16 protein-coding genes and 1 pseudogene are annotated in these 21,907 nt (G+C 72.2%); 12 read left to right on the top strand and 5 right to left on the bottom strand.

Going from position 1 to position 21,907, the window contains the following annotated elements; translation table 11 throughout:
* Positions 1-643: 643 nt before the first annotated feature.
* The gene (locus ACH4G3_RS09120; RefSeq protein WP_397623860.1) at positions 644-2,899 is read right to left on the bottom strand and encodes a heavy metal translocating P-type ATPase; all 2,256 of its coding nucleotides are present in this window, start codon (positions 2,897-2,899) and stop codon (positions 644-646) included.
* A 478-nt stretch (positions 2,900-3,377) separates the two neighbouring features.
* Positions 3,378-3,617 (bottom strand): heavy-metal-associated domain-containing protein, encoded by a 240-nt coding sequence (locus ACH4G3_RS09115; protein WP_397623859.1) that lies wholly within the window; start codon positions 3,615-3,617, stop codon positions 3,378-3,380.
* A gap of 268 nt (positions 3,618-3,885) precedes the next feature.
* On the opposite strand from ACH4G3_RS09115, the gene ACH4G3_RS09110 reads away from it, so the two are divergent.
* Complete coding sequence (locus ACH4G3_RS09110) at positions 3,886-4,929, top strand: zinc-dependent alcohol dehydrogenase family protein (protein WP_397623858.1); 1,044 nt, start codon at positions 3,886-3,888, stop codon at positions 4,927-4,929.
* Between the two features lie 55 nt (positions 4,930-4,984).
* Here ACH4G3_RS09110 and ACH4G3_RS09105 read toward each other — a convergent pair whose 3' ends face one another.
* On the bottom strand, positions 4,985-5,185 hold the full coding sequence (locus ACH4G3_RS09105) for a helix-turn-helix transcriptional regulator (RefSeq protein ID WP_397623857.1): 201 nt from the start codon (positions 5,183-5,185) through the stop codon (positions 4,985-4,987).
* A gap of 406 nt (positions 5,186-5,591) precedes the next feature.
* Here ACH4G3_RS09105 and iolC point away from each other — a divergent pair, with 406 nt between their 5' ends.
* From iolC to ACH4G3_RS09055, 10 genes and pseudogenes are all read left to right on the top strand, one after another.
* Positions 5,592-6,542: a 5-dehydro-2-deoxygluconokinase gene (gene iolC, locus ACH4G3_RS09100; protein ID WP_397623856.1), complete on the top strand. Its 951-nt coding sequence runs from the start codon at positions 5,592-5,594 to the stop codon at positions 6,540-6,542.
* Complete coding sequence (locus tag ACH4G3_RS09095) at positions 6,539-7,429, top strand: Cgl0159 family (beta/alpha)8-fold protein (RefSeq protein WP_397623855.1); 891 nt, start codon at positions 6,539-6,541, stop codon at positions 7,427-7,429. The genes iolC and ACH4G3_RS09095 overlap by 4 nt, the downstream gene beginning before the upstream one ends.
* 85 nt (positions 7,430-7,514) lie before the next feature.
* A pseudogene (locus tag ACH4G3_RS09090) lies at positions 7,515-7,622 on the top strand (5-deoxy-glucuronate isomerase); the annotation flags it as partial.
* Positions 7,623-7,741: 119 nt separating this feature from the next.
* Positions 7,742-9,625, top strand: a complete 1,884-nt coding sequence (iolD, locus tag ACH4G3_RS09085) for a 3D-(3,5/4)-trihydroxycyclohexane-1,2-dione acylhydrolase (decyclizing) (RefSeq protein ID WP_397623854.1) — start codon at positions 7,742-7,744, stop codon at positions 9,623-9,625.
* A 14-nt stretch (positions 9,626-9,639) separates the two neighbouring features.
* Entirely contained in the window at positions 9,640-11,142 is a 1,503-nt protein-coding gene (gene mmsA / locus ACH4G3_RS09080; RefSeq protein WP_397623853.1) for a CoA-acylating methylmalonate-semialdehyde dehydrogenase, read from the top strand.
* A gap of 113 nt (positions 11,143-11,255) precedes the next feature.
* Complete coding sequence (locus ACH4G3_RS09075; RefSeq protein ID WP_397623852.1) at positions 11,256-13,910, top strand: CocE/NonD family hydrolase; 2,655 nt, start codon at positions 11,256-11,258, stop codon at positions 13,908-13,910.
* Positions 13,907-14,779, top strand: coding sequence for an ABC transporter permease (locus tag ACH4G3_RS09070; RefSeq protein WP_397623851.1), 873 nt, complete (start codon positions 13,907-13,909; stop codon positions 14,777-14,779). Before ACH4G3_RS09075 ends, ACH4G3_RS09070 begins: the two co-directional genes overlap by 4 nt.
* Before the next feature lie 148 nt (positions 14,780-14,927).
* Positions 14,928-16,451, top strand: a complete 1,524-nt coding sequence (locus ACH4G3_RS09065) for a vWA domain-containing protein (RefSeq protein WP_397623850.1) — start codon at positions 14,928-14,930, stop codon at positions 16,449-16,451.
* A 120-nt stretch (positions 16,452-16,571) separates the two neighbouring features.
* Complete coding sequence (locus ACH4G3_RS09060; RefSeq protein WP_397623849.1) at positions 16,572-16,697, top strand: hypothetical protein; 126 nt, start codon at positions 16,572-16,574, stop codon at positions 16,695-16,697.
* Between the two features lie 156 nt (positions 16,698-16,853).
* Entirely contained in the window at positions 16,854-17,573 is a 720-nt protein-coding gene (locus tag ACH4G3_RS09055; RefSeq protein WP_397623848.1) for a chaplin, read from the top strand.
* Between the two features lie 383 nt (positions 17,574-17,956).
* Here ACH4G3_RS09055 and ACH4G3_RS09050 read toward each other — a convergent pair whose 3' ends face one another.
* Together ACH4G3_RS09050 and ACH4G3_RS09045 are read right to left on the bottom strand one after the other, a co-directional pair.
* A complete protein-coding gene (locus ACH4G3_RS09050) occupies positions 17,957-19,225 on the bottom strand; it encodes an NAD(P)-binding domain-containing protein (RefSeq protein WP_397623847.1) in 1,269 nt (422 codons plus the stop codon).
* A complete protein-coding gene (locus ACH4G3_RS09045; protein ID WP_397623846.1) occupies positions 19,225-20,478 on the bottom strand; it encodes a carboxylate--amine ligase in 1,254 nt (417 codons plus the stop codon). The genes ACH4G3_RS09050 and ACH4G3_RS09045 overlap by 1 nt, the downstream gene beginning before the upstream one ends.
* A gap of 168 nt (positions 20,479-20,646) precedes the next feature.
* Here ACH4G3_RS09045 and ACH4G3_RS09040 point away from each other — a divergent pair, with 168 nt between their 5' ends.
* Positions 20,647-21,903 (top strand): glycoside hydrolase family 26 protein, encoded by a 1,257-nt coding sequence (locus ACH4G3_RS09040; RefSeq protein ID WP_397623845.1) that lies wholly within the window; start codon positions 20,647-20,649, stop codon positions 21,901-21,903.
* The last annotated feature ends 4 nt before the right edge of the window (positions 21,904-21,907 follow it).

Here is a 21,907-nt window from a genome sequence, read left to right as displayed (position 1 = left end):
CGGCTGCGGGGGCTCTTGCGTAGGTGCGGGGTGAGCAGGCCCCAGGGGCAGAGAAGCAGAAAAAAGGGGCCGGGAAGCAGAAAAGGGTCCGAGAAGCAGAAAAAGGGTCCGAGAAGCAGAAAAGAAGGCGCCCTGTCGCCGGTCCCCCCACGGGCCGACGACCAGGGCGCCTTCCCAGTCCCGGTACGGATTCCCCCCACGGGATCCGGCCGGGCGTCTGTGAGGACAGCGCCTGAATCGCTGTTGAGCAGAACGAGCAAAACTCGCCGTACTGCTGTGTGCGGTCTGCCGGGACAACGCACGACCGGGAGGGCCGCTCAAAGCTTCCCGGTGTACGTGCCCCGGCAACGCATCTCTGGAGAAGTCCCCCAAGACATCTCCAGATGCCAGGTGACGCCCCCCAAGACGCTCCCTGACATCGTCAACTTAGACCTTCGAACCCCTTCGATGGTTACGTTCACATCACTGTGATCTGCGTCTCTTGCATATGTCCGGTAGATACGCAAGAGCCCGGATATGCCGCCCGGGGCTCAAGCGTAAGGATGATGCGCGAGCCTTGTGAAGAGCTTATGTGAGCCGGGCCTGGGACTCCAGAGGGGCTCATATCACGTTCGCCGCGAACTTAGGGCGAATTCGGGTGACTTCACCGGAATGTCCGGAGCCGAAGGCTGTTCGTGACGACGAAGACCGACGAGAAGGCCATCGCGGCCCCGGCGATCATCGGGTTCAGCAGTCCCGCGGCGGCCAGCGGCAGCGCGGCCACGTTGTAGCCGAAGGCCCAGACGAGGTTCCCCTTGATCGTGGCCAGCGTCCGGCGGGACAGCCGGATCGCGTCCGCGGCCACCCGCAGATCGCCCCGCACCAGCGTCAGATCGCCCGCCTCGATCGCCGCGTCCGTGCCGGTGCCCATGGCCAGGCCCAGATCGGCGGTGGCGAGCGCGGCCGCGTCGTTGACGCCGTCGCCCACCATGGCGACGACCCGCCCCTCGGCCTGCAGCCGCCGTACGGCGTCGACCTTCTCCTCGGGCAGGACCTCCGCGATCACCCGGTCGATCCCGACGGCCTCGGCCACCGCTTCGGCCACCGCCCGGTTGTCCCCGGTCAGCAGCACCGGCGTGAGGCCCAGCGCGCGCAGCTCGCGCACCGCCTCCGCGCTGGTCTCCTTGACCGCGTCCGCCACGGCCAGCACGGCCCGCGCCGTCCCGTCCCAGCCGGCCAGGACGGCCGTACGGCCGGCCCGCTCGGCCTCGTCCCGCGCGCGGGCCAGCTCCGGCGGTACGTCGTCGAAGAGCCGCCCCACGGCGACCTCACGGCCCTCCACACGCCCCCGCACGCCCCGCCCGGGGACGTTCTCGAAGCTCTCGGCGTCCGGGAGCTGTCCGGCCCTCTCCGCGGCGCCCAGCGCGATCGCCCGGGCCACGGGGTGCTCGGATGCGTGCTCCACGGCGCCCGTGAGCCGCAGCACCTCCTTCTCGTCGGCGCCCTCGGCGACATGGACCTCCTGGAGGGTCATGCGGCCCGTGGTGACCGTGCCGGTCTTGTCCAGGACGACCGTGTCGATCCGGCGCGTGGACTCCAGGACCTCCGGGCCCTTGATGAGGATGCCGAGCTGGGCGCCACGGCCCGTGCCGACCATCAGCGCGGTCGGCGTGGCCAGGCCCAGCGCGCATGGACAGGCGATGATCAGGACGGCGACGGCTGCGGTGAACGCGGCGACGCCGTCGCCGGTCAGCCCGAGCCACGCCCCGGCCGTGGCGGCGGCGATCAGCAGGACCACCGGCACGAAGACCCCGGCGATCCGGTCGGCGAGCCGCTGTACCTCTGCCTTGCCGTTCTGCGCGTCCTCCACCAGCTTCGCCATCCGCGCGAGCCGGGTGTCGGCGCCGATCCGGGTGGCCTCGACGACGAGCCGACCGCCCACGTTGACCGTCGCGCCGGTGACCGCGTCCCCGGCCGTCACGTCCACCGGCACCGACTCGCCGGTCAGCATCGAGGCGTCCACCGCCGAGGCGCCCTCGACGACCGTGCCGTCGGTGGCGATCTTCTCGCCGGGCCGTACGACGAACCGGTCGCCGACGGCCAGCCGCTGCGCCGGGATCCGCACCTCGCGCCCGTCCCGCAGTACGGCCACTTCCTTGGCGCCCAGTTCCATCAGCGCCTTCAGGGCCGCGCCCGCACGGCGCTTGGACCGGGCCTCCAGGTAGCGGCCCAGCAGGATGAAGGCCGTGACGCCGGAGGCGACCTCCAGGTAGATCGAGGAGGCGCCGGCACCGCGCGAGACCGTGAGTTCGAAGGGGTGCCGCATGCCGGGCATGCCCGCGTCGCCGAGGAACAGGGCCCACAGGGACCAGCCGAACGCGGCCAGCGTGCCGAGGGAGACCAGCGTGTCCATGGTGGCGGCGCCGTGCCGGGCGTTCGTCCAGGCCGCCCGGTGGAACGGCAGCCCGCACCAGACGACGACCGGTGCGGCGAGGGTGAGCGAGAGCCACTGCCAGTTGTCGAACTGGAGCGCCGGGACCATCGCCGGCAGCACGACGGGCACGGCGAGGGCGGCGGAGACGACGAGGCGCCGACGGAGGGCCGACAGCTCGGGGTCCTCCCCGGCGGCGTGCGTGCCCTCCGGCCCGGGCTCCTCCTCGCGCGCGGGCGCGGGCTCCTCGGCGGTGTACCCGGTCTTCACCACGGTCGCGATCAGGTCGGCGACCTCGGTGCCCGCGGGGTAGGTGACGCGGGCCTTCTCCGTCGCGTAGTTCACCGTGGCGGTGACGCCGTCCATGCGGCTGAGCTTCTTCTCGACGCGGGCCGCGCAGGAGGCGCAGGTCATCCCGCCGATGAGCAGCTCGACCTCGGCGAGCGCCGGTTCGCGGTCGGCCGGTGCCTTGGCGGTGGTGCTGGTCATGTCCGTACTCCAGGAGATGCGGGGCGCCCGGGAAGCGGGACGGGCCGTACGGGCCGGGGGCGGCGGCGTACGGCCCGTACGTCGGTACGAGTGCCAGGCCCGGGGTGTCCCAGGCCTGTGCGTCTCGGTCTCTGGAAACCGGCTCGGGCCCTTCTGGCCGGTCGGCTCCGGGTCTTCGCGGTTGAACCGGCTCGGGTTCTTCCGGCCGACGGGCTTTAGGCCTTCGCGGCCGAACCGGCTCTGGTCCTTCCGGCCGACCGGCTTTAGGCCTTCGGGGCCGAACCGGCTCCGGCCCTTCCGGCCGAACCGGCTTTAGGCCTTCGGCTGAACCGGCTCCGGCCCTTCCGGCCGACCGGCTCCGGCCTTTCCGGCCGACGGCTCTGGCCGTTAGGGCCGAACCGGCTTTAGGCCTTCGCGGCCGAACCGGCTCCAGACCTTCCCGGCCGGACCGGCTCCAGGCCTTGCCGACCGACCTGGCTCAGGCCTTCCCGGCGAGCTCGAAACCGGCCTCGTCGACGGCCGCGCGTACGGCCTCGTCGTCGAGCGGGGTGGCGGAGACGACGGTGACCTCGCCGGTCGAGGCGACGGCCGTCACCGAACTGACGCCGGAGATCTGGGAGATCTCGCCGGAGACGGCGCCCTCGCAGTGTCCGCAGCTCATGCCGCTCACCTTGTAGACGGCGGTGACGGGGCCCGTGGTGTCGGTCTGGGCGGTCATGTCGTTACTCCTCGTCGAGGCATGTGGGGCGATGGGGACCTCTGAGGTCCGCATATCTTCCACTGTACCCCTAGGGGGTATCACCTGTGCATACCGGTCCAGGCGGTCGTGCTCAACACACACAAGATGCTCGGCCTGGGCATCGTCCTGGCGGTCGGAACCCGCGCTGAAGCACCGGCCGCACGGGCTAGCGTTCGCCGAGGCACTGACTGCCCGGGGGCGACGGGACACCCGGCGACCCCGGACGCGAAAGGAAGGCGGGTAGACCATGCGGGCCGTGGTGTTCGAGCGGTACGGGGAGCCGGCCGAGGTGCGGGACGTCGCCGATCCGGAGCCCGCGGAGCACGGGGTCGTCGTGCGGGTCGAGGCCACGGGGCTGTGCCGCAGCGACTGGCACGGCTGGCAGGGCCACGACCCGGACATCGCGCTGCCGCACGTGCCCGGGCATGAACTCGCCGGGGTCGTCGAGGCGGTGGGCGACCGGGTCACCCGCTGGAGGCCCGGAGACCGGGTCACCGTGCCCTTCATCTGCGCCTGCGGCACCTGCCCGTCCTGTGCGGCCGGCGACCACCAGGTGTGCGAGCGGCAGACCCAGCCCGGCTTCTCACACTGGGGCTCCTTCGCCCAGTACGTGGCCCTGGACCACGCCGACGTCAACCTCGTGGCCCTTCCCGGGGAGCTGTCCTTCGCGACGGCGGCCTCCCTCGGCTGCCGGTTCGCCACGGCGTACCGGGCGGTGGTGCGGCAGGGCCGGGTCGCGGCGGGGGAGTGGGTCGCGGTGCACGGGTGCGGCGGGGTCGGCCTCTCCGCGGTGATGATCGCGGCGGCGTCGGGCGCCCGGGTCGTGGCCGTCGACGTGTCGCCCCGGGCGCTGGACCTGGCCCGGAAGTTCGGGGCGGCGCACTGCCTGGACGCGTCGGCCGTGCCGGATGCGGCGGCGGCGGTCCGTGACCTCACCGGCGGCGGTGCCCATCTCTCCCTCGACGCCCTCGGTTCCCCCGCCACCTGCGCCGCCTCAGTGAACGGCCTGCGCCGTCGCGGCCGGCACATCCAGGTCGGCCTGCTGCCCTCGCCGGCCGGTACGACACCCGTGCCGATGGCCCGCGCGATAGCCCTGGAGCTGGAACTCCTCGGCAGCCACGGCATGGCCGCGCACGGCTACCCGCCGATGCTGGAGCTGGTCCGCAGCGGAGTCCTGCGCCCCGACCTGCTGGTGACCTCCACGATCCCCCTCGACGAGGCCCCGCCCGCCCTGGCGGCGATGGGGACGGCGCCACCGGCGGGCGCGACGGTCATCGAGCCGTGGCGTTGACACTCCCCCGGAGACACCTGTGCCCCACGCGACGGTGGGGCACGGGGCCGGGAGGTCAGTCGGCTCTTCGGCCGCGGTTGGCGGGCCGGGATGCCACCCAGGCCCGGACCGTGTCGGCGTACCAGTAGGGCTTGCCGTTCTCGACATGGTCGGGCGGGGGCAGCAGACCGTGCTTGCGGTAGGACCGCACGGTGTCCGGCTGCACCCGGATGTGTGCCGCGATCTCCTTGTAGGACCAGAGCCTTCGGTCGGTCATGACGTGCACCTCCCCGCGCGCACCACGGCGGCGGCCGGGGACGGCCGTCCGGGGGAGCCGGGCGCTGCGCTGGCGATCAACGAGCCTGTGTCCGGTCAACGACGCTCGGTGACACAGGGCAGGGCCTGTGCACGGGTGTGACGGAAGGTCCGCGTACACGGGACACCCGTGACAGGAAGGGTGCGTTTGTGACACAGCCGGGGCAAACGCGCCGTCCAAGCTCCGGCGGGGTGCCTTGACGCGGCATCAGGCGAAGACTGAAGAACGACGGGGCACACACAGCGGACACCTGCACACGGACCGGAAAGCGCTGTCATGATCTGGTCCGAATGTCCGGACAAAACATTGACAGGGCTTCGGGAAGGGGACTACAAAGCCGGGGAGAGCCGACACCAAGGGGAAGCCGATGGCGTACGACCTGATCACCATGGGGCGCATCGGAGTGGATCTGTATCCGCTCCAGACGGGTGTTCCGCTGCCGCAGGTCACGTCCTTCGGCAAGTTCCTCGGCGGCTCGGCCACGAACGTCGCGGTCGCCGCGGCCCGCCTGGGACGGCACACCGCGGTGATCACCCGCACCGGCGACGACCCCTTCGGCACCTACCTGCACGAAGCCCTGCGGGGCTTCGGCGTGGACGACCGCTGGGTCACCCCGGTCACCGGCCTGCCCACCCCGGTCACCTTCTGCGAGGTCTTCCCGCCGGACGACTTCCCGCTGTACTTCTACCGGCAGCCCAAGGCCCCCGACCTGGAGATCGACGCCCACGAGCTCGACCTGGACGCCATCCGGGACGCCCGCGTCTTCTGGGTCACGGGCACGGGCCTGAGCGAGGAACCGAGCCGTACGGCGACCCTCGCGGCGCTCGCCCACCGCGCCAAGTCCGGCACGACGGTCTTCGACCTCGACTGGCGCCCGATGTTCTGGACCGACCCCGACGCGGCCCGCCCCTTCTACGAGGAGGCCCTGCGCCACACCACCGTCGCCGTCGGCAACCTCGACGAGGTGGAGGTCGCCACCGGCGTGCGCGAGCCCCACGCCGCCGCCCGGGCCCTCCTGGACGCCGGTGTCGAACTGGCCGTCGTCAAACAGGGCCCGAAGGGCGTCCTCGCCGTCCACCGCGACGGCGTCACCGCCGAGGTCCCGCCGCTGCCCGTGAACGTCCTCAACGGCCTCGGAGCCGGCGACGCCTTCGGCGGCTGTCTCGTCCACGGCCTCCTGGCCGGCTGGGACCTGGAGAAGACCATGCGGCACGCCAACGCCGCCGGCGCCATCGTCGCCTCCCGCCTGGAGTGCTCCTCCGCGATGCCCACTGCGGACGAGATCGAGGCGGCCGTCACCGCGGGGGCCGTCAAGTGACCGTCGACGTCTCCGAACTCGTCCGCCTCCGCAGCCACCGCCCGGAGGCGATCGCCGAGGCCGCCGCCCGCCGCCCCCGCCGGCCCCTGCTGAACGACAACGGCCGGCTGATGATCGTCGCCGCCGACCACCCGGCCCGCGGCGCCCTCGGCGTCGGCGGCCGCAGCATGGCCATGGCCGACCGCGCCGACCTCCTCGAACGCCTCTGCCTCGCCCTGTCCCGCCCGGGCGTGGACGGCGTCCTCGCCACCGCCGACATCCTCGACGACCTGCTCCTGCTCGGCGCCCTCGACGGCAAGGTCGTCCTGGGCTCGATGAACCGCGGCGGCCTCCAGGGCGCGCGCTTCGAACTCGACGACCGCTTCACCGGCCACCGCCCCGAGGACATCGAGCGCCTCGGCTTCGACGCGGGCAAGCTGCTCCTGCGCATCGACTACGACGACCCGGGCTCCCTCACCACCCTGGAGTCCACCGCCCGCGCCATCGACGACATGGCGGCCCGCCGGCTCCCCGTCTTCGTCGAGCCGTTCATCTCCCGCCGCGACGAGACGGGCCGGCTGCGCAACGACCTGTCCGCCGAGGCCGTCACCCGGTCGATCGCCATCGCCTCGGGACTGGGCGGCAGCTCCGCCTACACCTGGCTGAAGGTGCCGGTCACCGACAACCCCGACGACATGGCCGAGGTCATGGCCGCCTCCACGCTGCCCGCCGTACTGCTGGGCGGTGAGGTGGGGGGCTCCGCCGAGGAGCAAGCCGGGGCGTACGAGAAGTGGCGCGGCGCTCTCCAACTGCCCACCGTGCGCGGGCTGGTGGTCGGCCGTTCGCTGCTGTACCCGGCGGACGGCGACGTGGCCGCCGCCGTGGACACCGCCGTAGGACTGCTGTGAGGGCCGCTTCATGAGCAGTGAGCCGTACATCCCCCAGGGCACCACGACCCGCGTGCGGATCGTGCCGCCCCTCCCGGGCGTCCCCGACGCCCGGGCCCAGATCGCCTCCGGCGCGGGAGGCCGCTTTGCTTTGGCAGGAGCGAAGTGCGAGCGACAACTCCCCGCCCGCTACGGCCCCGCGCCGGAGGTCCCCCACACGAGGCGCACGCGGCCTCGTCGTGCCGTGCCGGAGGCCTGCGTGTTCATGCCCGGTGGTGAACACCCGCGGCGGCCACTGCGTACCCGTGACCATCCATAGGGAGGGGAAAACCGATGACCTCGACGACGAGGCTGACGGTCGCTCAGGCGCTCGTACGCTTCCTGTCCGCCCAGTACACCGAACGCGACGGCGTACGGCAGCGGCTCATCGGCGCCACCTGGGGCATCTTCGGCCACGGCAACGTCGCCGGCATCGGCCAGGCGCTCCTGGAGCACACCGACGCGATGCCGTACCACCAGGGCCGCAACGAACAGGCCATGGTGCACGCCGCGGTCGGTTACGCGCGCCAGTCGGGCCGCCTGTCCACGCACGCGGTCACGACCTCCATCGGCCCGGGCGCCACCAACCTCGTCACCGGCGCCGCCCTGGCGACCATCAACCACCTGCCGGTGCTGCTCCTGCCCGGCGACGTGTTCGCGACCCGCCCCGCCGACCCGGTCCTCCAGCAGCTCGAGGTGCCGTACGCGGGCGACGTGTCGGTCAACGACTGCCTGCGCCCGGTGTCGAGGTACTTCGACCGGATCACGCGCCCGGAGACCCTGATCCCGTCGGCGCTGAACGCGATGCGCGTGCTCACCGACCCCGTCGAGACCGGCGCCGTCACCCTCGCGCTGCCCCAGGACGTGCAGGCCGAGGCGTACGACTGGCCCGACGAGTTCTTCGCGGAGCGCGTCTGGACCGTACGGCGGCCCGGCGCCGACCCGGCGGAGCTCGCCGAGGCGGTACGGGTCATCCGCGCGGCGAAGAGGCCCCTGGTCGTCGCGGGCGGCGGCGTCCACCACAGCCGCGCCGAGGAGGCCCTCGCCGAGTTCGCCGAGACCACCGGCATCCCGGTCGCCTCCACCCAGGCCGGCAAGGGCTCCCTGCGCCACGACCACCCCCAGGACGTCGGCGGCATCGGCCACACCGGCACGGCCACCGCGGACGAACTCGCCCGCACCGCCGACCTGGTGATCGGCGTCGGCACCCGCTACACCGACTTCACCACCGCCTCCGGCACCCTCTTCACCGGCGAGAACGTCCGGTTCCTCAACCTCAACATCGCCTCCTTCGACGGCCACAAGCTCGCCGGGCTGCCCCTGATCGCGGACGCCCGCACCGGCCTGGAGGAGCTGACCGAGCGGCTGGAGATGCACGGCCACCGGGTCGCGCCGCTGTACGCCACCGAGTACACCGAGGACAAGGAGCGCTGGGAGCAGCGCGTCGACGCCTGCTACGAGGTGGACGAGCCGGACACCCGTCCGACCCAGCCGCAGGTCCTCGGCGTCCTGGACGCCCTCGTCGACGAGTCGGACATCCTCATCAACGCCGCCGGTTCCCTCCCCGGCGACCTGCACAAACTGTGGCGGACCCGCTCGTACGACCAGTACCACCTGGAGTACGGCTACTCCTGCATGGGCTACGAGATCCCGGCCGCCATCGGCGTGAAGATGGCCGCCCCCGACCGTCCCGTGTGGGCACTGGTCGGCGACGGCACGTATCTGATGATGCCGACGGAGATCGTGACGGCCGTGCAGGAGGGCATCGCGATCAAGGTCCTGATCATCCAGAACCACGGCTACGCGTCCATCGGCGGACTGTCCGAGTCGGTGGGCGGCGAGCGGTTCGGCACCGCCTACCGCTTCCCGTCCGAGGACGGCACGTACACGGGGCCGCCGCTGCCGGTGGACCTCGCCGCCAACGCGGCCAGCCTGGGCATGCGCGTGCTGCGCGCGAAGACCGTGCGGGACCTCGAGGCGGCGCTCGCCGAGGCCCGGGCCGCCGACACTCCCACATGTGTCTACGTGGAGACCCAAACGGCAGACACAGTGTCGGGCGCGCCTCCCGCGCAGGCCTGGTGGGATGTACCCGTGGCCGAGACCGCGACACGGCCGTCCGCGGTCAAGGCACGTGAGCTGTACGAACGGCACGTCTCCACCCGACGCCGCCATCTGTGAAGGAGTTCCCGGCCATGACGAAGATCGTCAACCACTGGATCGGCGGCAAGACCGTCGAAGGCGCCTCGGGCACGCACGGGCCGGTGACCGATCCGGCGACCGGCGAGGTGACGACGAAGGTCGCGTTCGCCTCGGTCGACGAGGTGGACGCGGCGGTCGCCGCCGCCAAGGAGGCCTTCGCGACCTGGGGCCTGTCCTCCCTGGCCCAGCGCACCTCGATCCTCTTCAAGTTCCGGGCGCTGCTCGACGCGCACCGCGACGAGATCGCCGAGCTGATCACCGCCGAGCACGGCAAGGTGCACTCCGACGCCCTCGGCGAGGTGGCGCGCGGCCTGGAGATCGTCGACCTGGCCTGCGGCATCAGCGTGCAGCTGAAGGGCGAGCTGTCCACGCAGGTGGCGAGCCGCGTGGACGTGTCGTCCATCCGCCAGCCGCTCGGCGTGGTCGCGGGCATCACGCCGTTCAACTTCCCGGCGATGGTGCCGATGTGGATGTTCCCCCTCGCCATCGCGTGCGGCAACACCTTCGTGCTGAAGCCGTCCGAGAAGGACCCGTCGGCGTCGATCAGGATCGCCGAGCTGCTCGCCGAGGCGGGCCTGCCCGACGGCGTCTTCAACGTCGTCCACGGTGACAAGGTGGCCGTGGACCGCCTGCTGGAGCACCCGGACGTCAAGGCCGTCTCCTTCGTCGGCTCGACCCCGATCGCCCGTTACATCCACACCACCGCGTCCGCCAACGGCAAGCGCGTCCAGGCGCTCGGCGGCGCGAAGAACCACATGCTGGTCCTCCCGGACGCCGACCTCGACGCGGCGGCCGACGCCGCCGTGTCCGCCGCCTACGGCTCGGCGGGCGAGCGCTGCATGGCCATCTCCGCGGTCGTCGCGGTCGGCTCGACCGGCGACGAACTGGTGCAGAAGATCCGCGAGCGCGCCGAGAAGATCAAGATCGGCCCCGGCAACGACCCCGCCTCCGAGATGGGCCCGCTGATCACCAAGGTCCACCGCGACAAGGTGGCCTCCTACGTCGAGGGCGCGGCGGCCGAGGGTGCCGAGGTGGTCCTCGACGGCACCGGCTACACCGTGGAGGGCTTCGAGAACGGCCACTGGATCGGCATCTCGCTCCTCGACAAGGTGCCGACGAGCGCGAAGGCCTACCAGGACGAGATCTTCGGTCCGGTCCTGTGCGTGCTGCGCACGGAGACCTACGAGGAGGCCCTGGACCTGATCAACGCCTCGCCGTTCGGCAACGGCACCGCGATCTTCACCCGGGACGGCGGCGCGGCGCGCCGCTTCCAGCTGGAGGTCGAGGCCGGCATGGTCGGCGTGAACGTCCCGATCCCGGTCCCCGTGGGCTACCACTCCTTCGGCGGCTGGAAGGACTCCCTCTTCGGCGACCACCACATCTACGGCAACGACGGCACGCACTTCTACACCCGGGGCAAGGTCGTCACCACCCGCTGGCCCGACCCGGCCGACGCCCCGGCGGGCGTGGACCTGGGCTTCCCCCGCAACCACTGAGGCTTCTACACCACCCGCAGTACGCCGAGAACTGCGTGTACACCCCTGGAAGGCCTTGCACTTCGGTCTCTGGTCGACAACCCATCGACAGGTTGACCCCGTACCGTTGACGCATGGATCTTCGACTGCCCGGACTGAACGGGCTGCTTCGGAGGCCCCGGAGGCTCCTCGCCGCCGGGGCCGCCGTCGTCGTGCTCGCGGGCGCGGGAACGTGGACGGCCGTCGCCGGCGACGAGGCGCCCCCGGTCCACCGCACCGACCGGCTCCTGAACACCCAGGACGGCGTGCGCGTCGACACCTCGTTCTTCACCTCCGGAGGAGACCGCCGCCGCCCCGCCGTCCTGCTCGGGCACGGCTTCGGCGGCAGCAAGAACGACGTACGGCAGCAGGCCGAGGATCTCGCCAGGGACGGTTACGCGGTCCTGACCTGGTCGGCGCGCGGTTTCGGCAAGTCCAACGGAAAAATCGGGCTGAACGACCCCAAGGGCGAGGTAGCCGACGTCTCGAAGCTCATCGACTGGCTCGCGAAGCAGCCCCAGGTCGAACTCGACAAGCCCGGCGACCCCCGCGTGGGCATGGCCGGCGGCTCCTACGGCGGTGCGATCGCCCTGCTCACGGCGGGACACGACGACCGGGTGGACGCCATCGCCCCGGCCATCACGTACTGGAACCTCGCCGACGCGCTCTTCCCGAACGGCGTGTTCAAGAAGCTGTGGGCCGGCATCTTCGTCAACTCCGGCGGTGGCTGCGAGCGGTTCGAGCCCGCGCTGTGCCGGATGTACGAGCGAGTCGCAGAATCGGGCAAACCGGATGCCGAGGCCCGCAAGATGCTCGACGAGCGTTCGCCCTCCGCGGTCGGGAACCGCATCAAGGTGCCGACGCTGCTGATACAGGGACAGTCGGACTCCCTCTTCCCGCTCGGCCAGGCCGACCAGGCCGCGAAGGCGATCCGCGCGGGCGGCGCCCCCGTCGACGTCGACTGGATCGCCGGCGGCCACGACGGCGGCGACATGGAGACGAGCCGCGTCCAGGGGCGCGTGCAGAGCTGGTTCGACCGCTACCTGAAGGACGACAAGGGCGTCGACACCGGCCCCGCCTTCCGCGTCACCCGCACCCTCGGCCTCGGCTCCGGCGACGGCGAACCCCGTCTGACCGGCGTGACCTCCGACCGCTACCCCGGCCTGGAGAGCAAGCAGCGCTCCATCGCCCTGGCCGGCCGCGAGCAGAGCTTCGCCAACCCGCCCGGCGCCAGCCCGCCCGGCGTCTCCGCCCTGCCCGGCCTCGGCGGCGCGGGCGGCCTCAGCCAGCTGTCCTCGCTCGGCGTGGGCATCTCCCTCGACTTCCCCGGCCAGTTCGCCGCGTTCGAGTCGGCCCCCTTCCGCGACGACGTCCAGATCACCGGCTCCCCGACGGCCACGGTCCACGTGAAGTCCACCAGCGACGACGCCGTGCTCTTCGCCAAGGTCTACGACGTCGGCCCCGGCCGCACCCAGCCGGTGCTGCCCTCCCAGCTGGTCACGCCCATCAGGGTCGAGGGTGCCAAGGCGGGCAAGGACGTCACCATCACCCTCCCGGCGATCGACCACGAGGTCGACGACGGCCACCGGCTGCGCCTGGTCCTCGCCTCGACGGACCTCGGCTACGCCTCCCCGGCGACCCCGGCCACGTACACCGTCTCCCTCAAGGGCGACCTCAAGGTCCCCTCGGCGCTCGGCGAGAGCAGCGCACAGGGCCCGCTGCCCGCCTGGGTGTGGTGGATGCCGGCCGCCGGCGCCGCGATCGCCCTGGCGCTGGTCATCACGGGACGCCGCCGCACGGCCGCACCCGCCCCGCCGGACCCCGAGCTCGCCGAAGTGCCCCTCCAGATCACGGACCTGACCAAGCGGTACGCCAAGTCCGCCGACCGGTACGCCGTCAAGGACCTGTCGTTCCGCGTGGAGAAGGGCCAGGTCCTCGGCCTGCTCGGCCCCAACGGCGCCGGTAAGACCACGACCCTGCGCATGCTGATGGGCCTCATCAAGCCGGACGGCGGCGAGATCCGCGTCTTCGGCCACGCCATCAGTGCGGGCGCCCCGGTCCTGTCCCGGGTCGGCGCGTTCGTCGAGGGCGCGGGCTTCCTGCCGCACCTGTCCGGCCGCGAGAACCTGGAGCTGTACTGGCGCGCGACCGGCCGCCCGGCCGAGGACGCGCACCTGGAGGAGGCCCTGGAGATCGCGGGCCTGGGCGACGCGCTCGCCCGCGCGGTGCGCACCTACTCCCAGGGCATGCGCCAGCGCCTCGCCATCGCCCAGGCCATGCTCGGCATGCCGGACCTGCTCATCCTCGACGAACCGACCAACGGCCTCGACCCGCCCCAGATCCGCGAGATGCGCGAGGTGATGATCCGCTACGCCGCGGCAGGGCGCACGGTCATCGTCTCCAGCCATCTCCTCGCGGAGGTGGAGCAGACCTGCACGCACCTGGTCGTGATGGACCACGGGCAGCTCGTCCAGGCGGGACCGGTCGAGGACATCGTCGGCTCGGGCGACACCCTCCTGGTGGGCACGGCCACGCCCGTGGACGAGCCCGTCGTCGAGAAGGTCGCCGCCCTGCCCGGCGTCGCCTCGGCCGTGCCCGTCGACGAGGGCCTCCTGGTCCAGCTCGACGCCGACGGCACCCCGCAGCGCCTGGTCGCCGAACTCGTACGGCTGGACGTGCCCGTGCGGTCGGTCGGCCCGCACCGCCGCCTGGAGGACGCCTTCCTCACCCTGATCGGAGCCGAAGCATGAGCAAGCTCGCCGACCGGGCCGCGCCCGTCGAGGTCGCCGACGGCTACCGCGCGGGCCGCACCCTGCCCTTCCGCGTCGAGCTGGTCCGGCAGCTGAAGCGGCGCCGCACGATGGTCATGGGCGGTGTCCTGTTCGCCCTGCCGATCGTCCTGCTCATCGCCTTCCAGGTCGGCGGCGACCCGGGCGGCAACAACACCCGCGTGAACCTCATGGACACGGCGACGGCGTCCGGGGCCAACTTCGCCGCCGTCAACCTCTTCTCCGGCGCAGGCTTCCTCCTCGTCATCCCCGTCGCCCTGTTCTGCGGCGACACGGTCGCCTCGGAGGCGAGCTGGTCGTCCCTGCGCTATCTGCTCGCGGCGCCCGTGCCCCGGGCCCGGCTGCTGTGGTCCAAGATCGCCGTCGGACTCAGCCTGAGCCTGGCCGCGCTGGTCCTGCTCCCGATCGTCGCCCTCGTCGTCGGCACGGCCGCCTACGGCTGGGGCCCGCTCCAGCTGCCCACCGGCGGCACCCTGCCCACCGGCACCGCGGCCCAGCGCCTGCTGATCGTCGTCGTGTACATCATGGTGTCCCAACTGGTCACCGCCGCCCTCGCGTTCTGGCTGTCGACCCGGACGGACGCACCGCTCGGCGCGGTCGGCGGCGCGGTGTTCCTGACCATCATCGGCAGCGTCCTCGACGAGGTGACGGCCCTCGGCGACTGGCGGCACTTCCTGCCCGCGCACTGGCAGTACGCCTGGCTCGACGCCGTCCAGCCGCAGTTGCAGTGGACGGACATGATCCAGGGCACGTCGATTTCCGTAACGTACGCGCTCGTGCTGTTCGCCCTGGCCTTCCGCGGTTTCGCCCGCAAGGACGTCGTCTCCTAGGTCAACGGAGGATCACCCACCGGTCTCGAAGGCCGGTCCCCGTGGCCGCTTCGAGACGCTTCCGCAACCCTCCGTACCGCACGTTCCGGCCCCCTGCGCCGTCACAGTCGCAAGAAGGCGACGCCAACGGACCAAGGGGGCACGGACGATGAAGCCGTACGAGCGGTACCGGACACGCAGGCTGCTGCTGGCGCTCACAGCGGCGGGCGGGCTGCTGCTCACCGCGTGCAGTGGGGGAGCCGGCAGCAGCGAGGGCAGCAGTGCCGCCGACCGCGACACCTCGGGTCTGCCCGCGCCCGCCCACGGGGACGAGGACAGCACGAGCGAGCAGGAGGACCGCGAGGCCGCCCCCGACCACCTCTCCACCTTCGCCCTCGACGTCGACACCGCCTCCTACGACTACGCCCGCCGCACCCTGGCCGACGGCCGGCTCCCCGACCCGTCGACGGTCCGCCCCGAGGAGTTCGTCAACAGCTTCCGCCAGGACTACGAACGCCCCGGCGGCGACGGCTTTTCGGTCACCGTCGACGGCGCCCGCACCGACGACGAGGACTGGTCCCTGGTCCGCGTGGGCCTGGCCACCCGCACCACGGAACGCACCGGCGAACGCCCGCCCGCCGCCCTCACCTTCGTCATCGACGTCTCGGGCTCCATGGCCGAACCCGGCCGCCTGGACCTCGCCCAGGAGTCCCTCTCGGTCATGACGGACCGGCTGCGCGACGACGACTCCGTCGCGATCGTCACCTTCAGCGACGAGGCCGAGACCGTCCTGCCCATGACCCGCCTCGACGGCAACCGCGACGAGATCCACGACGTCGTCTCCGAGCTGGACACCCGGGACTCCACCAACCTCGGCGCGGGCGTCGAGACCGGTTACGAGACGGCCGTCGAGGGCCTGCGCGAGGGGGCGACCAACCGGGTCGTCCTGGTCTCCGACGCCCTCGCCAACACCGGCGACACCGACGCCGACACGATCCTGGAGCGCATCTCCGGCGAACGCCGCGAGCACGGCATCACCCTCTTCGGCGTCGGCGTCGGCAGTGACTACGGCGACGCCCTGATGGAACGCCTCGCCGACAAGGGCGACGGCCACACCGTGTACGTGTCCGGCACCGAGGAGGCCCGCAAGGTCTTCTGCGAGCAACTCCCGCGCAACATCGACCTCACCGCCCGCGACGCCAAGGCCCAGGTCGCCTTCGACCCCGAGACCGTCGAGGAGTTCCGCCTGGTCGGCTACGACAACCGCCGGGTCGCCGACGAGGACTTCCGCGACGACCGCGTCGACGGCGGCGAGGTCGGACCCGGCCACACCGTCACCGCCCTCTACGCCGTCCGCACCGCGCCGGGCGCCGAAGGCCACCTGGCCACCGCCACCGTCCGCTGGCTCGACCCGGACACCCGCGACCCCCACGAGGAGTCCGGCGACCTCGAGACCGATGCCCTCCACGACTCCCTGCGTGCCGCTCCCAGCCGCTTCCAGGTCACCGCGGTGGCGGCCTACTTCGCCGACGCCCTCCGCTCCGGCGACGACCGCTACCGCCGCGTCCCCGGAGCCCCGGTCCCCTTCGCCGAACTCGCCGACCGTGCTCGCGCGCTGGCCCGAGCCACGGAGGACGGGGCGGTGCGCGAACTCGCCGAGGCCATCGGACAGGCCGACCGCCGCCGGGATTGAACACGGGTGCGGTCTTCCGAAATGCGACGCGGGCCAACCGGGTGAACCTGCGGAACCAATTCTCCTGCACCGGGTTGATGAGGCAGTAGAGCATGCGGCGCTACGAGAAAGGAACGCGCAGTGCTCAAGGAGGCTATGAACGTCGCGGCCGCCGCCGCTTCCGCCATCGACATGCCGACGACGGCCGCCACCCCGGCGTTTGCCGGCGGACCGGCCGTCGCGATGGGCCAGGGCGAGGAACGCTGAACCGACTCCGCGGCCCCTTCGGCGCGAGCGAGCACCCCCTACGCCTCATTCCTGTTCAGCGCTGCGACTTTCCGCGCCGCCACACCGCCGACCTTGGATGTGGATCTCCGTTCCGCGGCCGGCTGCCCCAATTCTTCAAGCAGGAGGACAACTGCAATGCGACAGACCCTGAGCAAGGGAGCGTTCGCGGCGGCCGCCGCCACGGGGATTCTGTCCCTGTATGGCAGCCCCGCCCTCGCTGACTCCGACGCGTCGGGAGTGGCGAAGGACTCTCCCGGTGTGTTGTCCGGGAACAACGTCCAGGTACCGGTCGACGTGCCGATCAACCTGTGCGGCAACACCGTCGAGGTGCTCGCGGCGCTCAACGAGTCGTTCGGCAACGTCTGCCGCAACGGCTCGCACAAGGGGAAGGGCTCCGGCGCGGACGCCAAGGGGGTCGCGAAGGGCTCCCCCGGCGTGGGATCCGGCAACGTCGTGCAGGTGCCGGTCGACGTGCCGGTGAACGCGTGCGGCAACAACGTCGCCGGACTCGGGCTGTTCAACGAGGCGTCCGAGAACTCCTGCCACAACGACTCGTCCGGCGGCCACGGCGGCTACGGCGGCGAGGACGACACCTCGAAGCCGAGTGACGAGGACCGCACGGTCCCGCCGGCCAAGGACCGTCCCACCCCGCACGACGAGGAGACGCCGGACTCCCCGCCGGCGCCCGAGAAGGACAGCGAGACGCCGTCCACTCCGGAAAAGGAGAGCGGCCCGCTGCCCCAGCTGGCCGAGACCGGAAGTGAGGCCCTGGTGGCCGCCTCGGTCGCCAGTGCCGCCCTGATGGCCGGCGGGGTGATGCTGTACCGCCGCGGTCGCACCACCTGGTCCCGCTAGCCGGCACCGGGTGCCGGACGCGATCCGCCCGGCACCCGCACCCACCCCGGACCGGCGCCCGCCACCACCAGAGGCAGGCCACAGCCGGTCCGGGGACCACACGCCGCACGGACCGGACTGGCAACGCATCTCCGCCACGACCGCCCGCCACTCCCCGGGGCGAGCCGGTGCCGTGGCCGCCCCGTCACTTTCCCGGTCCCGGTGCGAGGCCCCTGGCCTCCCGGGACACGCATCACCCGCACCCCCCGTCGACATGATCCGGGGGGTGTCGGCCGTCGCGTCACACCGCAGCCGCAGCCGCTGCCGCCGCCCCCGGCACAAGGGCGGGCCGCTGACGGCTCCGTCGCCGTCAGCGGCCCCCGTGTCACCCGCGCGGTTCCCCGTCAGCGCCGTACCGGCGACGGCGACTCGCTCCGGCTGCCGTCCACCGGTGCGGGGACGGTGCCGCCCACCGGTGTCGCCCCGAGCCGGCGGCGCACACCTCGGACGAGGGTCGACGCCGTGAAGGACGCGCCCTGCACGAAGCGCATGGCCGGGCCGAAGCCCGAGGCCGTCACCAGGCCCGCGAGGAACAGGCCGCGGTAGGAGGACTCGAAGCTGCGCCCGACCTCCGGGGAGCCGTCCGGCAGCGCCGCGAGCGTTCCGCGCAACTCGGGGGAGAGCAGTCCGAGCCGGTCGCAACGCGCCCGGAACCCGGTCGCGGCGATGACGTGTTCGGTCTCCAGGCTGCGCAGGGCACCCGCGCGGCTCACCGTGTCCAGCCGTACCCCGCCCGGCACCGCACAGGCCGCGGTGACCTCATGGCCCGGCAGCAGCTCCACCACGCCCTCCACCCGGTCCCGCACCCACCACGCGCCCGCCGGCCCCAGCGCCGTGGTCGCGATGCGAGCCCGGGTCGGCTCCGGCAGCCGCCGGAAGAGGCCCGGACGCTCCGCGTAGAACCAGTTCCGCCATCCGGGGCCGAGCCCGCTGTGGGGGGAGCGGGCCGACTGCCACCAGGGGCGCTCCCAGGGCGGCGGCACATCGTTCCACGCCAGCTGTTCCGCCCGCGCCAGCACCCGCACCCGCGTGCCCTGTTCGGCGAGCAGCGCCGCCGTCTCCAGGGCCGCCTGACCGCCGCCGATCACCGTGACGTCCTTGCCGCGGAAGCGGTCGAGGTCACTGTGGTGGCTGCTGTGCGTCACCAGCGCGGGGTGCAGTCCGCGCAGTGCCTGCGGTACCTCGACGAAGGGCATCACACCGACCGCCAGGGCGACCGTCCGCGCGTGCACCTCCTCCCCGTCCTCGGTGACCGCCGTGAAGCCGCCGGGCCCGGCCGACACACGGGTCACCATGCGCTCGTCCACCTCCGGCACGGCGTGGCGGGCGAACCACAGGCCGTACTCCGCGAACGCCTCGACGGGAATCGGCTTCGCGTGACGTGCCGTCAGGCCGTGCTCCGCGCAGTAGACGTCCAGCCGCCACCGCCCGGCCGGGTCGGAGAGGTTGGACGCCCACGGTTCCGACTTCAGGAACATGCCGCGGGGCATGTTGTCCCGCCAGGAGGCCATGGGCCGGCCGAACACGCGCAGGTTCAGCCCGGCGGCCGCGGCGTGGGACGCGATAGACAGGCCGTACGGGCCTGCGCCCACCACCAGAAGGTCGTACACCATCAACTGCTCGCTTTCTCGTTGTCGGTCAGGGAGGGCGAGGCCGCCCGGGGGATCAGCGGGGGCGCCGGGGCGGTCGTCGTCGTGCCCAGCCGCTCACGCAGCCGGCGGGACACGTGCCGGCACCACTGGGCCCACATGACCCGTCCGGGCGCGCGGTCGTCCGCGGCGTACCAGGCCAGTTCACGCCCGCCCGGCGCCGCACGCAGCGCCGCCAGCGGCGCGTAGTTCTCCACCACGAACGCCCGCCCGGCCAGCGGCGCCCCGGCCGGCAGTGGACGGCCCGTCAGATCCAGGTGCAGGGCCCGTACGACGTCCAGGCCCGCGCTGTCCGCGAAGAGCCGGAACTGGGCGCCGGCGCGCGGGTTGAAGTCGAGCAGGTGGTAGCGGCCCGTCGCGCCGCAGCGGCGGAAGTCCAGGTCGAAGATGCCCCGGTAGCCCAGCTCGTCGGCGAGCCGCTCGGCCAGCGCCTGCACCTGCGTGTTGGGCGTCCAGCAGCCCACCGCGGTCAGCCCCGCCCCGCGCGGCCAGGACAGCTGCTTGCGGCCCGGTCCGCCCGCGCGCACGGTGCCCGAGTGGTCGGCGTAGCCGTGGAAGAACCAGTCCCGGTCCGGCCCCGGTGCCAGGTACGCCTGGAGCAGCAGCCGGCTGCCCGCTTCCCCCGTGCGCAGGAACAGCTCCCGCGCCTGCTGCACGGAGCGGACCAGTACCGTGCTGCGCAGTCCGCTGCCGGCGGGCAGCAGCCAGGGCCGGCTCCACTTCGCCACCACCGGCAGCCCGAGCCGCCGCATGGCGTCGGCGACCTCCGCGGGACTGTCCGGGATCAGCGTCGTCGGGTGCGGGACGTCGGTGGACGCGCACACGGCGGCCAGTTCCGCCTTGTCGGCGACGCGTTCGGCCAGAGTGCCCGGCATCGAGGGCAGCAGGTAGGAAGGGGCGAGTTCGTCCCGCATCCGTCCCACGGCGATCGCGCTCGCGTCGTCCAACGGGACCAGCACGGCGGGGCGCGCGATCGCGTCGGCCACGCGGCGCAGCACGGCGAGAACGTCGTCCGGGGACGCTCCCGGAAGCGGCGGGGGATGCATCTGACGTACGTAACGTGACGCGCCCACGGGACTTCCCGCGGAATCCGCGACGACGTGCACCTCCACTCCCGACCTGCCGAGCGAACGCGCGGCCCCCAGGGTTCCGTGGTGAAAGGGATTCCGGTCGATCCGCAGCAGCACAGCGGGGACGCGGGTGTCGAGCAGCGACACGAATTCTCTCTTTCTCTTCGATCGGCTCACCCGCACGGGCGAGCCCGGCACTCGAAAGTCGTAACGGTTGTGGCGCTATTGGCTTTTCTGTGACTGACTTCATATGACTGCCCGTCAATAACACAAACGGTGGCAGTAGTCCGGACGAGAGCGAAGAAAGGAACAGGCATGGCCCCACAGCACAAGCGGGCCGGGGTCCGCCGGCTGGCCTTGGGCGCGGCAGCGGTCGCCGCGTCGGCCGCCCTGGCGTCCGGCCTCGCGGCGGGGGTGGGGGTGGCGCGAGCCGCCGATCCGCGGGCTCCGGCACCGAGCCCGACGCCCGTGGCCACGCCCTCGGCCCTCACTCCTCCGGCCGTCCCCGCGCCCTCGGCGCCGTCGGCCCCGGCCACCACCCCGGCGGTGGGCGAGGAAGTCCCGGCCTTCGGTGTCTTCCTCAAGTCCGACAGCCGCGGCGTGGCCCGAATGCCGCTGTTCAGCCACTGGCTGGGCGGCACGGAGCTCCGCGCCGGCCACACCTACCTGCCGGGCCACCGCTGGCGCGACATCGAGGGTTCCGCCGACTTCCTGAAGGTGTGGGCGCACTGGCGCAACAAGAAGCCCGACCGGATGCTCGTCCTCAACGTCCCCATGCAGGAGCGCAACGAGGAGGGCGTCTCCGACAGCGAGGTCCGGCGGCTGCTGCGGCAGGGCGCCGCCGGGGAGTTCGATCACCACTTCCGTGTCCTGGCCGAGCGGCTGGTGGAGTTGAAGGTGCCGGACACGATCGTCGTGCTCGGCTGGGAAATGAACGGCACCACGTACACCCATCGGTGCGGGCCGGACCCGGAGGCCTGGAAGAAGTACTGGAATCGGATCGTCACCACCATGCGTTCCGTGCCGGGCCAGAAGTTTCGGTTCGATTTCACGCCGAGTCGTGGCGTGGACGCCGTTCCCTGGACGAAATGCTATCCGGGAGACGACACGGTCGACATCATTGGCATGGACTCCTATGACCAGCCGGCCGGGATGTCGTTCGACCAACAGGTGAAAGAGCCCTACGGGCTGCAGCACCACGTGGATTTCGCGAAGGCTCACGGCAAGCCCATTTCCTATCCGGAATGGGGTCTCTTCCGCAACGGTGACAATGCCGAGTACATGCGGCGCATGCTCGCCTGGATGGAGGAACACAAACCGCTCTACAACACGCTGACCGACTACTGCCCGCACGGCGTGTGGCAGTGCGGGGCCAACCCGAGGTCGTCCCACCTCTACCGGTCCGCCCTGTTCGGCCGAACCGACCAGGCGACCCCGCCCCTGACGCCCACGCCGAAGCCGACCCCGCCCAGCACGCCGCCGCCCCCGGCGGACTGCACGCCGCTCGACCTGGGCAGTTGGGTGGAGGAGTGGCTCGGCGGGAAGCTCTGCCTCCGCTTCGACTGGTGGTAGAGCA

Source organism: Streptomyces afghaniensis (genome assembly GCF_044327915.1).
GTDB classification, from domain to species: domain Bacteria; phylum Actinomycetota; class Actinomycetes; order Streptomycetales; family Streptomycetaceae; genus Streptomyces; species Streptomyces afghaniensis.
Note: the sequence above shows the minus strand (reverse complement) of the source record. Positions and strands in the feature narration are given on the sequence as shown.